We start from the raw sequence: 12,982 nt of genomic DNA on the forward strand, positions 1-12,982 counted from the left end.
GTCAGCCGTTCCCGTTCTTCCACTTGGCGGTCCAGTACGTGTCCCAGTCGGCCAGCAGCTGCTGCTGCGTCATCTTGCCGAGGAGCACCTTCTGGACGTCCGCGTCGGCCTTCTGCGTCCACTCGGTGAACCAGGGCACGTCACGGGGCTGGGTGACGGTGACGTACCGGCCCGGGTTCTGGTTCATCGTCACGTAGCTGGCCCAGGGGCCGGTCTTGTAGAACGGGTCCTCGCCGGCCTGCTTCTGGATCGGGACGAGGCTGTTCTTCTTGGCGAAGGTGGTCGACGCCTCTCCCTCCGAGAGGAACTCGACCAGCTTGACGGCCTCGGCCTTGTGCTTGCTGCCCTTGGCCACGCCCCAGCCGGCGGTCGCCAGCGGCTGGACGGCCTTCCCGCCGGGGCCGGCCAGGAGCGGGGCGGTGGTCCACTGGTCCTCCGTGATCGCCCTGGATTCGCGCAGGCTGGCGATCACTTCGGGGTCCTGGAGCAGGAAGGCGGTGGATCCGTTCGAGAAGCCCTCGACCATCTCGGGATAGCCCCAGGCGATGGAGGACGGCGGCGAAGCCTTCTCGAAGAGCGCGAAGTACGTCTTGAGGGCCGCGGCGGCCTCCGGCGCGGCGAAGATCGTGCTGCCGTCGGTCAGTTTGTAGCCGTTGGCGGGGTCGATCCTGTCGGCGACGTACGCCTCGATGACCACGGTGACGTTGCTGCCGGCGTTGGCCCCGCCCCGGAAGGCGTAGCCGTAGCGGCGCTTGCCCTTGTCCTGGATCGCGCTTGCCTGCTCGAGCAGTTCGTCCCAGGTGGCGGGCGGCTTGTCGTAACCGGCCCCGGCTATGAGGTCCGTGCGGTAGAAGAGGCTCAGCCCGTAGAAGCCGTAGGGCACGAAGTAGGTCCGGCCCTTGGCGTCCGTGGCGGCTTCGGCGGCGTTGTCGGTCAGGTCCTGCCGGCCCGACCAGCCCTTGAGGTCCTGGCTCATGTCGTGGAGCCAGCCGTTGTTCGACCACGGGCCGACGGTGATGTCCCGGACCTCGAGCGTGTCGACGCCGCTGCCCGACTGCAGCATCTGCTGGATCTTCTGGTCGGCCTGCGCGGTCGGCGGTGAGACGAGGTTGACCTTGATCTTCGAGTTCTGCTTCTCGAAGTCGCGGAGGAGCTGCTTCAGCAGCTCCGTGCGGGCGGGATTGGTCAGGCTCTCGACCATCTGCAGTGTGACGGTCCCGTCACTGGAGCCGCTCATGGCTGAGCAGCCGGTCACTGTCATGGTGAGGGCGAGGCCGAGTGCGGCGACCGCGTTCCTGCGTTTCATCGCTGTCCTCCGTAGGACTGGTTGCGGGACCATGCGCCGAGCGTGGGGACGCAGTGCTCGGCGAAGTACTCGAAGTCGGCGGCCGTGTTGTACACGTGCGTCGACAGGCGCAGATAGCCGACACCGCCGAAGCTGGTGAACGCCGCCGCGACTCCCAGCTCCTGTCCCACCCGGTCGCGCAGCGCGTCGGCCTCGGCGTGGGAGGCGGCGAGCGGGGCGGGGACGCGCACCAGCCGCAGGGCGTCGACCGGCATGCCGACGTCCACGCGGCAGTCCTCACCGGTCAGTTCGGAGAACGCGGTGGCGATGATCCGTTCCGCGTAGTCCGCCAGCTCGCGCATGTAGGTGCGGGCCGTCCCCCACCCCCAGGTGTCCTCGACGAAGCCGAGGGCGACGGGCGCCGCGAGATAGCTCGTGGCGTCCACGGTCCCCTGGGTGTCGAAGCGGTCGGGGAAGGGGTCGGGGGCGCCCCAGGAGTCGATCAGGGGGAAGAGGGTGTCGCGCAGTTCGGTGCGCGCCACCAGGGCGGCGGTACCCCGTGGTGCGCAGCCGAACTTGTGGAGATTGCCGACCCAGAAGTCGCAGTCGAGGCCCGCCAGGGGGTCGGCGGACAGTCCGGGCACGTGCGCCCCGTCCACGAGGACCGGGATGCCGCGCCTGCGGGCCTCGGCGGCGATGTGCCGCACCGGCATCCAGCGTGCGGTCGCCGAGGTGATGTGGTCGAGGACGACGAGGCCGGTCGCCTCGCCCAGCTCCGCCACCACGGCGTCGTACGCGGTGTCGGCGTCGGCGTCCAGCGGCACGTGGACGGTGCGGACCGTGCCTCCGAAGCGACGGGCGAGACGTTCGGCGCCCATGGTGACGGCGCCGTAGCCGTGATCGGTGACGAGGACCTCGCCGCCGGGCCGTACGGGCACGTTGGCGTAGACGACGCTCGCGCCGGCGCTGGCGTTGGGGACCAGGGCGAGGTCGTCGGTCGCCACCCCGAGGAAGCGGGCGATCTCGATCCGTGCGGCCGCGACCTTGCGCGGCAGTGCCGGGAACCACTCCACCGGCGCGGCTTCCATCTGCCGGCGCAGCCGGTCCTGCTCTTCCTGGGCGACGAGCGGGACGGCCCCGAAGGACCCGTGGTTGAGGTGCCTGACCGCCGGATCGAGCGACCAGGCGGCGGAGGCGGGACGGCCGTCGGCCAGCAGCAGCGGGCGCGGCGCAGTGGTGAGATCTGTGGTGCTCACGTGACTCCCAAGCGCTGAACATCAGACACACACCGGAAGAGGTGTGATGACTGCGCGGAATCTTGCCCGCTCCTGCCGCTAAAGAGCAAGGGTCTCGCCATAGTTATCTGATGACTCTGTATTTCGGTCAGGCGACATCTGACGACTGGATAGACTGCTTCCTGCCTGGCGCTGCTGCGCGGGGCGTATACGGGAGGAAGCGATGTCCGCAGTCGACAAGGCGTTCCACGGCTTGCGCCTCATGATCTCCAGCGGTCGCCTCGGCCCGGGCGAGCGGTTCCCGCCCGAGGGTGACCTGTGCGAGGAGCTCGGCGTCTCGCGGAGTTCGCTGCGGGAGGCGGTGCGCATGCTCGCCGCACTGGGTGCGGCGGAGGCGCGGCACGGCTCCGGCACCTTCGTCTCCCAGCTGCGGCCGGCGGACCTCATCGGGCGCCTGTCCCTCACGGTCGCCCTGCTGCCGCTCGACGGCCTGCTGGAGCTGTACGAGATCCGGCGCGTCCTTGAGTCGCATGTGATGGCGCAGGCGGCGGCTCGGATCACGCCCGAGTCGCTGGAGACCCTCTACGGGTACATCGAGACGATCGAGGCCACCGAGGACCCGGCGACGTTCTCCGAGTTCGACCACCTCTTCCACGCCGAGATCGCCCGCCTCGGCGGCAATCCGGCCCTGGAGTCGCTCCTCGCCGTCTTCCGCGCCCGCTCACGCTCGTACCAGGTGTTCACCATGCCCGAAGGCCCGGCGTTCAAGCGCGCGAGCGACGAGGACCACCGGGCGATCGTCACCGCGCTGGCCGACCGCGACCCGGCCGCGGCCGCGAACGCGGCGGCCGCCCACGTCGCGCGCACGGAGCGCTGGCTCCACACATACCGGCCGCCCATCAGTGAGGACGCCGTGCACCACGAGCGCTGACGCGCGGGGCCGGAGGTCCGCGCCAAGGCCGCCGGTACCGCGGGCAGTTGCCGGAGCCCGTTCTGTGGGCATCTCCTTCCTCATGACCGATCGACGAAGCACCGGGAACGACCTGCTCTTACCTCCCGCCCCGACTCGGGGTGATGCCGCGTGAAGAGGTATCTCGGGCGGGTGCGGATGGCCGAGCCGAAGGTCTCGGCCGCCGAGGAGGAGCTGTTCGGCGGGCCGCTCCGGTACGACATGGGCTGGTCCGAACACGAGCGGGCCGCACTGGATCTGACCATGGTCACCGCCATCCGCGCCATGCCGCGGCTGGTGTTCGGGACGCTGCGCCGAGCCTGGCGGGCGGACCGGCCGTCGCTGCTGGGCGTCGGGATCAGCGAGGTGGGACAGGGTGTCGCGGCGGCGGTGACCCTGCTGGCGGTCAACTCGGTGATGCACGCCCTGCTCGGCTCCGGCGACCCGGTCGACCGGCTGCGCGCGGCGCTGCCCGCCCTGATCACCGCGGCGGCCGTCGCCGTGGTCAACGCCGGCCTGGCGGGCTGGTCGACGTCCCGCGCCGGGCGCCTCGAGCCGCTCGTGGAGCGGATGGCCACCACCGAGTACCTGGCGGCGGCCACCGCCGTGGAACTGGAGGCGATCGAGGACCCGGCGTTCCGCCGCCTGATCGACGTGGCGCAGTACGGGGCCGCCTCCGCCCGGCGCATGATCGGGGCCTGCGTCGCCGCGCTCAACGGCACGATCGCCCTGATCGCCACGGCCGGCGTCCTCACGGTCCTGCATCCGGCGCTGCTGCCCATGCTGCTGCTGATCGCGGCACCGCGTGGATGGGGCGCGATGCGGGTGGCCCAGGAGCGGTACGTGTCGGTGATGACGTGGGTCGAGCACGTGCGGGCCGGCCGCCTGATCGGCAGCCTCCTGACCGAGCGCACCGCGGCCCAGGAGGTGCGGATCCACGGGGTCGGTTCGTTCCTGCTGGACCGCTACCGCGACATGGCAGAGAGCGCCGAGGCCGAACAGCGGCGGCTCGCCGACGACAAGGCGGTCACCGAACTGGTGGCCGCGGGGCTCTCCGGTGTGGCCATGGCACTGACGTACGCCGTGATGGGCTGGCTCATCGTGGCGGGGCACATGGAACTCGCGGTCGCCGGCACCGCGGTGATCGCCGTCCGGTCGGGCTCGGCAAGCCTCGGGGCGCTCGTGATGAACGTGAACCAGTTGCACGAGGAGTCCCTGTACGTCCAGGACCACGACCGGTTCCTCGTCGAGGCGGCGCAGCACGCCCTTCCCGGGGGCGGAGCCGGGGTGCCGGAGCGGGTGGACGGCATCGTCCTGGACAAGGTCTGCTACCGCTACCCCGACCGGGACGAACCGGCGCTGGAGGACGTGTCGCTGTCCGTCCCGATGGGGTCCGTGATCGCGGTGGTGGGCGAGAACGGGTCGGGCAAGAGCACCTTGATGAAGATCCTCGCGGGGCTGCTGCTGCCGCACTCGGGAGCCGTTCGCTGGGGCGGTGCCGAGCTGGCCGGGCTCGACCGTGCGCAGGTCTTCGAGCGGGTCTGCCTGCTCACGCAGGACTTCCAGCGCTGGCCCGTCACGGCCGCGATGAACATCCGGATCGGGCGGCCCCACCACGTCGCCGCGGACGAGGAGTTGGAGCCGTCGGTCGACTTCGCCGGCGCGTCGCCGGTCGTCGCGAAGCTGCCCCACGGCCTGCGCACGCTGCTGGCACGGGTGTTCCGCGGCGCCTCGGAGATCAGCGGCGGCGAATGGCAGAAGATCGGGCTGGCGCGCACCCATTGGCGGGCGGGGACCAGCGGTGCCGACAGTGTCCTGATCGTCGACGAGCCGACCTCGGCGCTGGACCCGGAGGCGGAGATCGAGGCGTTCGAGCGCATCCGCCGTCTCGCGGGCCCCCGTCGCGCGGTCGTCCTGGTCACCCACCGCATGTCCGGGGTGCGCCACGCCGACACGATCTACGTGCTCGGCCGGGGCCGCATGGTCGAACACGGCAGTCATGACGAGCTGATGGCCGCGAACGGGCGTTACGCCGCGATGTTCCGTACCCAGGCGGCCCAGTACGCCTCGGCGGGCAACCGTACGGTCCCCCGCCCCGGCGCCCCGGCCGACGCATGACGCCGGGGCGCACCGCGACCGCGCCTCCGCCCGCTACGGCCCGACAGGTCTCGGCTCGTCACAGCCCCAGCAGCTCCGGGTCCCACGCGAAGGCCGTCTGGTCGCCCGCTCCGAGTTTCTGCTCGGACCAGATGACCTTGCCGTCGGCGGTGTAACGGGTCCCCCAGCGCTCGGCGTACTGGGCGACGAGGTACAGGCCGCGGCCGCCCTCGTCGGTCGTCGCCGCGTAGCGCAGATGGGGTGCGCTGCGGCCGGCGTCGGACACCTCGCAGATGAGCGTGCGGTCGAGCAGCAGACGGACCCGGATCGGCGGGCCGCCGTAGCGAATGGCGTTGGTGACCAGTTCGCTGAGGATCAGTTCCGTGGAGAAGGCCTCCTCGTCGAGGCCCTGGTCCGTGAGCCAGCGGCTCACGTCCCTGCGGACGACGGAGACGGCGGCGGGGTCGGGGTCCACGTCCCACTCCCCCACGCGCGCCGGGTCGAGCGTGCGTGTGGTGGCGACCAGCAGGGCCACGTCGTCCCCGGGCGGGGTGACCAGCATCTCCGTGATCAGGTCCGCGCACGTCTCCTCCGCGGACCGCCCGCCTTTCGCGAGCACCCGGCGCATCACCGCGAGGCCGGCGTCGAAGTCCCGCTCCCGGGACTCGATCAGACCGTCGGTGAACAGCACCAGCCGACTCCCCTCGGGAACCCGCAGCTCCCGCGCCTCGAACAGCAGCCCGCCGAGCCCCAGCGGCGGCCCGGCGGGCACGTCCGGCTCCGCCACCGTGCCGTCGGGCAGCGCCAGCAGGGGCCCCGGGTGCCCCGCCCGGGCCACCGTGCAGGTCCCCGCCGCCGGATCGTAGATCGCGTACAGGCAGGTGGCGCCCGTGACGGCCGTGACGGTCTCTTCGGCCGACTCCGCCTGGTCGATCCTCGTCACCAACTCGTCCAGCCGCGCGAGGAGTTCGTCGGGCGGCAGGTCCAGGCCGGCGAAGTTGTGCACGGCGGTGCGCAGCCGTCCCATCGTCGCCGCCGCGTGCAGACCTTGGCCGACCACGTCCCCCACGACGAGCGCCACGCGCGCCCCGGGCAGCGGGATCACGTCGAACCAGTCCCCACCCACCGCGGACCGGGCGGGGAGATACCGCGACGCGACGTCCAGCGCGCTCTGCTCGGGCAGGGCGCCCGGCAGCAGACTGCGCTGCAGTGTCACGGCGAGACCGTGCTCCCTCGTGTAGCGGCGTGCGTTGTCCACGCACACCGCCGCACGCGCCACCAGCTCCTCGGCGAACGACAGGTCGTCCTGGTCGAACGGGAGCGGATTGCGCGCACGCCAGAAGTTCGCCATGCCGAGGAGGACGCCGCGGGCGTGCAGGGGCACGCAGATCAGGGAGTGGGCGCCGTACTCGACGATCCTCTCGGCCTGCTCGGGGTCCTGCTCCCGCCAGGCAGGTGTGGTGGTCAGGTCGGGCACCAGCAGGGACCGGCCGCTGCTCATCCCCATGACCCGGGGATCGGCGGGGCCGAAACCCATGTCCCGGCCGGCCGGATGGAACGGGTGGTCCGCGCCCGCGCCCGCGATGGCCGTGCGGCGCATGTCGACCACCGGACCGGTCTCGGCCTCCGGTCCCGGCTCGCCACCGCTCAGTACGGGCACGGCGAGGTCCACCGTCACGACGTCGGCGAAGCGCGGGGTCGCCACTTCCGTCAGCTCCTCCGCGGTGTGCGTCACGTCCAGCGTCGTACCGATGCGTGCACTGGCCTCGTACAGCAGGAGCAGTCGCTCGCGTACCTCTGCGGCCCGGCCCGCGAGGCCGGACAGTTCCGTCGTGTCGCGGAGGGTGGCCACCGTCCCGGCGGCCTGCCCTCCCGCGGTGGTGGGCCGCAGGTTGACGGCGAGCAGGCGCTCCCCCGCCACCCGCACCTCGTCCGAGGCCGCCCTCCCGGAGGCGAGGAGGTCCTCGGTGGCGGCGTTCAGGCCCAGGTCCGTCACCGCCCTGCCCTCCGCGTCCGGCGGCAGGTCGAGCAGCCGGCACGCCTCGTCATTGGCGAGCAGCAGCCTCCCGTCGTTGCCGATGATCAGTACGCCTTCGCGCACGGAGTGGAGAACCGCGTCGTGGTGCTCGTACAGCCGTGTCATCTCGGCGGGTCCGAGACCGCGCGTCTGACGCCGCAGACGCCGGCTGACCAGCGCCGCGCCGCCTGCGGTGAGGACGAGCGCGGCCGCGGCGGCGCCCAGCAGCACGGGGACGTCACGGTTGGCCAGGGCGTTGACGTTCTCCACCGTGATCCCCGCGGAGACGAGTCCGACAACGGTGCCGTCGGGCCGCTGGACGGGCACGACGGAGTTCACCGAGGGTCCGCGGCTCCCGGAGAACGTGCTCGTGAAGCCATGTCCCTCGGCCGCCTCCTTGTACGGACCGATGATGTGCTTCCCGATGAACGACGGGTCGGGATGGGTGTAGCGGATGCCGCCGCGGTCGGAGACGACGACGTATTCGACACCGGTGCTCTTGCGGGTCTCCTCCGCGAGCGGCTGCAGAATCGCGGTGGGATCCGGGCTCTCCAGCGCGTCGACGATGCCCGGGGACTGGGCGAACGCCTCGGCGACGCTGAACGAGCGGGTCCGCGCCTCCTGTGCGGCGGCGCGCCTGCCCTGCAGCACGAGTGACACCGCCGCCGCGGTGACGAGCAGCACCACGATCGTCAACTGCAGAAGAAACACCTGTCCGGCGACCGTGCGGACGCCGAACAGGGAACGGGAGCGCCGTCCGGGCCGGGAGGCCGACGACCGGGAGGCCGATGGCCGGATCCCCGCCGCATGTCGGCCAAAGGCACCCATGAACTCTTTCTACCACCGAAATCCGGACCGGGATCGAGTGGCCCCGCCACGGCTCCGCCTCCCCGGCGAACGCGTTCTTCCCGCCTTCGCCCGTGTCCTGCGTACGCTGGGATCACGGCGTCCCCCGTGCCACCGACAGGAGGCCCGTCATGGCAGGCGGCCAGCGTTTCCACCTCGATCAGGACGGCCACTCCGTCACGGTGCAGCTCCGGGGGCGCCGCGACGAGGCCGAGGTGCTGGTGGACGGCAAGGTGGTCGCCTACCAGCGCGGATCGGTCAAGCGCACCACGGCGCTCGAGGCCGAACTGCCCGGGGACCCGCCCCGGCCGTTCCGCATCCTGATCTCTCCCGTGGAAGGTCCCGACGGGGCGCCCTTTTGCGTGATGGAGCGCGCCGGGACGCGCTACCTGATGCCGCTCGTACCCCTGCGCCACCCCGACCGGCCCGCGCAGCCCGGCCCGTCGCCCACCCTGCTCGTGCGGCGCCGCCTGCGCAGGCTGCTGCACCGGCGGGCGGGCCGCCGTTAGCTCGCCGGTGCGTCCGTCGGCGGTACTTCTCCGCACTCTCCGTGCTCCTCCACACTTCTCCGTGCTCCTCCGTACTTCTCCGGCGGACACGAAGGGGCTGCCCAGGGTGGTGGGGGCCGGCCCTCCCGGGGCACGCTGGGAAGTGCACCGGTTACAGCACCAGGCTCGCGTGAAGGGAACCCGGGATGATCCAGATCGCGGATATCCGTGAGTGGCGCACCCACGACGTCGTCGATGCAGGAGGCCGCAGGATCGGCTCGCTGGAGGCGGTCTACGTCAACACCAGCACGGACGAGCCCGCCATGGTTACCGTCCAGATCGGTCTGCCCACCCGCCAGCGCCTGGTCTTCGTCCCCCTCGACGGCGCGGTCGTGGGGCCGGGGTACGTGCGGGTCGACTACGACAAGTCGCTGGTGAAGAAGTGCCCTGCCATCGGCACCGACGACGTGCTGCCCGCCTCGGACGAGCCCGCGGTGTTCGCGCACTACGGCCTGGCCTACCGGCCGGGCGCCAACGGTGAGCGCCAGCTCGCCCGCCGCTGACCGACCGGAGGAGGGCGCGTCGTGACGCCACTCACGAGGTGTCGCCCGGCGGTTCCTCCAGGAGTTGTTCGGCCACCCTCCGCGCGTCCACCAGGAGTGATCCGTACAGGGCCAGCCACTCGGGACCACCGGTGCCCTTCGTCGCGAGCAGTTCGCGCAGACGCCGCTGTGCCGCGTGGACCTCGTCGACCGCCCGGCGCAGGCGCAGCCGTGCGGAGCGGTCGTCGCCGGTGACGAGTTCCCCGTAGGTCTCGACGGCGGCGGCGACGTCGTGCAGGAACCGCGTGTACAGGGCGGTCACGCCTTCTTCGGGGCGCGGCCTGCCGGTGCGGTCGTCCGACGCCTCCACCAGGGTGCGCGTCAGGTCGCTGAGGTAGTCGCTGAGCTGTTCCAGGACGTGGACGGTGTGGGTGAACGAGCCGTGCCGACGCCGCAGTTCCGCGCGATTGCGGCGGTCGGGGTTGAGCCAGGTGCTCTCCCTGCCGCGATCGAGTGCGGATCGTGCCTGCCCGATCAGGGAGAAGAGGCGGCGTGCCCGCTCGTCCCAGTCGCGCGCCTCCCGGTGGCCCCAGGAGCCGCTCAGCCCCTCGGCGACGGCGGTCAGCGTCTGTGACGCCTCGTCGATCACCGCCCTTACGGCGGTCCGGGTGCTCCGCAGATGCACCGGGGGGAGGACGAGCATGTTCACGCCCACGCCCACCGCCGCGCCGAGCAGCGACTCCAGCAGCCGCGCGGTCGCCGCGTCGACGCTCATGTCGCCGGAGGTCAGCACGAACAGCGCCGCGGTGGCGCCGTAGATGCCCTGGTCCCCGAGCCTCGGCCAGTTGCCCAGCAACAGGGTGACGGGCAGCACGACGGCCATCGCCGCCGTCGCGCTGCCCAGCGTCGCCCCATCGGCGGTGGCCAGGACCGTGCCTCCCGCGATGGCACCCAGTTGCTGCAGGGCCTGGGCGACGGACTGGTACACCGTGGAACGGACGAGGACGACCACCACCCAGGGGGCGATGAACGGCAGGGGCGCCTGCAGCAGCAGACCGGCGATCATCCAGGCGATGAGTCCGGCGAGGGCAGCCTTGAGCGACAGGAGCGCGAGATCGCGCTCACGGCCCGGCCCCGTCCAGGCGAGGCGCACCGCACGCCCCGTCGAGCGGGCCTCCTGCCGCACCGCTTCCGTGACATGCAGTCGTCGCACCATGAGGGTGGATGTGCCACGATCCCCCGTCCCCACACCCGGTGCGCGGGCCGCGGAGCAGGCCGGCGCGGCAGGGGTGGAACCGTTTCACCCCACCCGTTCCACCCCGTGACCGTTGCGTCGCGCGCCGTCGCCGAAGAAGCTGAGGGAACCGCTGTCCGATGTGACCGCAGCGGGCACATTGCCCGCGTGTCCGCCGGCTCCGGATCCTGACCCGCATGCGCTCGCAGGCCCGCGCGTCGCACCGTGCTTCTCACACCATGGGGGAACCATGAACGCCCGTACCCGTCCGTCCCGTACCGCCCTGGCTGCGGTCGCGGCAGCCGCCGCCGTCGCCGGTCTCGCCGCCGCCTCGGTGCCGGCCGCCGCGGCGCACTCGGCCGCGCCGCGCTTCCTCGCGCCCAAGGAGCTGCCGCCGCACCCGACATCGGCCTGGTACGCCGGTCCCGTCACGTCCGGACAGCCCGACCCGCTCCCCATGTGCGTGGGCGAGGCGCTGCCCCCCATCTCCCAGCACCGGCAGTACTGGACGGAGTTCGACACCGGCGCGCTCCAGGTGACCGTCGTCGAGCGCAGCGTCACCCGCGCGAAGCAGCTGGCGGCCCTGTGGCAGAAGAAGCTGTCCGAGTGCGCGGCCGAGCTCATGGAGAAGGACCCGGAGGTCACCGCGACGGCGAGGGACTACGGCCGGATCGACGTCGAGGAGGGCGCCCGGGTCTACGGCATCCATACCCGGCACACGTGGGGCGCCTCCGACATCTCCCTCTTCTCGGTCGGCCGGGACGACCGGACGGTGACGTTCGTGCGGTGGGCCCAGATGGGCACCTTCGAGCACGCCCAGGTCGCCGACTTCAAGAGGACCACGGCCACGGCGGTGAACAAGCTGCACTGAGACCGTCGCCCGCCCCGGTCCCGCGGGTATGCCCGGCTTCCGTGCGCCAGGGTCCCCGTTCACAACGCCAGCGTCTCGGAGATGATCAGGTCCGTCACCGCCTTCAGGCCGCCTTCGGCCAGGGCCCGCCGCTGCCGGTCGGCCGGTGTGCCCTGCTGGAGCAGCCGGTGGACGAGGGAGAGGACCTCCCGGGTGTCACCTGCGGCGTCCAGCGCGGGTGTGATGTGTTCCATCAGCAGCGCGACGAGGTCACCGGCGCTGCGGCGCTCGCCGGCCGCGCTGATCAGGCTGCCGCCGAGGCCGTGGCGGGCGGCCTGCCAGTTCGCTGCCTGCAGTACCTCCGGGGCGATGGCGGGCAGGGGTGTGTCCGCTTCGGCGTCGTGGATCGCCGTGGTGACGAGGGCCCGCACGATGCCCGCGAACATGACCGCTTCGTCGGCGCGCAACTGCACGTCCGGGCAGCGTACTTCGATGGTCGGGAAGTGGTTCGACAGGCGGGCCTGCCAGTACAGCTGCCCGGTGTCGCGGATGATCCCGCTGTCGAGGAGCGTCTCGACGCGCTCCTTGTGGTCCGCGAGGTCCCTGAAGGCGGGTGGGGGCCCGCTGACCGGCCAGCGGCCGAAGACCACGGTGCGCCAGCTGGCGAATCCCGTGTCGTGGCCGTCCCACAACGGCGAGTTCGCGGACATGGCGACGAGGACCGGCAGCCAACCGCGCAGCCGGTTCATGACCGCGACGCCGACTTCCGGCGAGGGCACGGCGGTGTGGACGTGCAGGCCGTTGACCAGCTGCTCGGCGACGAGCTGCGGAGCCTGCACCTGCATGGCGCGGTAGCGCGCCTGCTCCGTCACCTGGGCCGACTCGGCTCCCCTCAGGGGCGGTGTGCCGCAGGCCGCGAGCCGGCACCCGTTCGCCTCGGCCGCCGCCCCCAACGCATGCCGCAGGCGCAGGAGGTGTCCCCCGGCCTCCTTGAGTTCGGTGCAGATCGTGGTGGCGACCTCGACCTGCACCTGCAGCAGCTCGGACTGCAGCTCCTTGGCGTCGACGAGCGGGGCGAGGCCGGCGGCCGCCCTGACCTGCTCCGCCAGCGGCACGGGCACGCCCGTGTCCGGGTCGAGCAGCAGATACTCCTCTTCCAGCCCCAGGGTGACCGGCTCCACACAGCCCTCGCAGCGTCGCATCGTAGGAGGCCAGGACGCGCGCCCTGGCACATGTGGCGCCCGGGAGCGCCGGCAGCCACGATCGAGTGTCACGGGGCGCGGCGTGGGAGCGGCGCAGGAGCACGGTGGCGTCGCCCGAAAGGCGGCGGTGACGGGCCGCGCGGGGCCCGCTCAGTGCCGCCGGGGAGCGGGGCGTCGGGAGCGCCCCTGGATGACACGTGTCACCCCGGTCGCCGGCCCTCCGGGGCCGCCGACCGG

10 protein-coding genes are annotated in these 12,982 nt (G+C 72.1%); 5 read left to right on the forward strand and 5 right to left on the reverse strand.

Features of this window, described 5'->3' with window-relative positions; genetic code table 11:
* Position 1: 1 nt before the first annotated feature.
* Positions 2–1,306, reverse strand: coding sequence for an ABC transporter substrate-binding protein (locus ACLB9X_RS03605; protein ID WP_410358731.1), 1,305 nt, complete (start codon positions 1,304–1,306; stop codon positions 2–4).
* Positions 1,303–2,541 carry an aminotransferase class V-fold PLP-dependent enzyme gene (locus ACLB9X_RS03610; protein WP_410358732.1) on the reverse strand — a complete coding sequence of 413 codons (1,239 nt, stop codon included), beginning with the start codon at positions 2,539–2,541 and terminating at the stop codon, positions 1,303–1,305. Before ACLB9X_RS03610 ends, ACLB9X_RS03605 begins: the two co-directional genes overlap by 4 nt.
* A gap of 202 nt (positions 2,542–2,743) precedes the next feature.
* Here ACLB9X_RS03610 and ACLB9X_RS03615 point away from each other — a divergent pair, with 202 nt between their 5' ends.
* Positions 2,744–3,451, forward strand: a complete 708-nt coding sequence (locus ACLB9X_RS03615; RefSeq protein WP_410358734.1) for a FadR/GntR family transcriptional regulator — start codon at positions 2,744–2,746, stop codon at positions 3,449–3,451.
* 177 nt (positions 3,452–3,628) lie between these two features.
* Complete coding sequence (locus tag ACLB9X_RS03620) at positions 3,629–5,587, forward strand: ABC transporter ATP-binding protein (protein WP_410359132.1); 1,959 nt, start codon at positions 3,629–3,631, stop codon at positions 5,585–5,587.
* Between the two features lie 58 nt (positions 5,588–5,645).
* Here ACLB9X_RS03620 and ACLB9X_RS03625 read toward each other — a convergent pair whose 3' ends face one another.
* Positions 5,646–8,294, reverse strand: coding sequence for a SpoIIE family protein phosphatase (locus ACLB9X_RS03625; protein ID WP_410358735.1), 2,649 nt, complete (start codon positions 8,292–8,294; stop codon positions 5,646–5,648).
* Between the two features lie 266 nt (positions 8,295–8,560).
* Between ACLB9X_RS03625 and ACLB9X_RS03630 the strand changes: the two genes are divergently transcribed.
* Together ACLB9X_RS03630 and ACLB9X_RS03635 are read left to right on the forward strand one after the other, a co-directional pair.
* Positions 8,561–8,938, forward strand: coding sequence for a hypothetical protein (locus ACLB9X_RS03630; protein ID WP_410358736.1), 378 nt, complete (start codon positions 8,561–8,563; stop codon positions 8,936–8,938).
* 185 nt (positions 8,939–9,123) lie between these two features.
* Positions 9,124–9,480, forward strand: coding sequence for a PRC-barrel domain-containing protein (locus tag ACLB9X_RS03635; protein ID WP_410358737.1), 357 nt, complete (start codon positions 9,124–9,126; stop codon positions 9,478–9,480).
* Positions 9,481–9,511: 31 nt separating this feature from the next.
* Here ACLB9X_RS03635 and ACLB9X_RS03640 read toward each other — a convergent pair whose 3' ends face one another.
* A complete protein-coding gene (locus tag ACLB9X_RS03640) occupies positions 9,512–10,675 on the reverse strand; it encodes an FUSC family protein (protein ID WP_410358738.1) in 1,164 nt (387 codons plus the stop codon).
* Between the two features lie 268 nt (positions 10,676–10,943).
* Between ACLB9X_RS03640 and ACLB9X_RS03645 the strand changes: the two genes are divergently transcribed.
* A complete protein-coding gene (locus tag ACLB9X_RS03645; RefSeq protein ID WP_410358739.1) occupies positions 10,944–11,564 on the forward strand; it encodes a hypothetical protein in 621 nt (206 codons plus the stop codon).
* Positions 11,565–11,623: 59 nt separating this feature from the next.
* On the opposite strand, the gene ACLB9X_RS03650 is transcribed toward ACLB9X_RS03645, so the two are convergent.
* On the reverse strand, positions 11,624–12,745 hold the full coding sequence (locus ACLB9X_RS03650) for a glutamate--cysteine ligase (RefSeq protein WP_410358740.1): 1,122 nt from the start codon (positions 12,743–12,745) through the stop codon (positions 11,624–11,626).
* Between the last annotated feature and the right edge of the window lie 237 nt (positions 12,746–12,982).

The organism is Streptomyces sp. 5K101 (genome assembly GCF_046506645.1).
Lineage (GTDB): Bacteria > Actinomycetota > Actinomycetes > Streptomycetales > Streptomycetaceae > Streptomyces.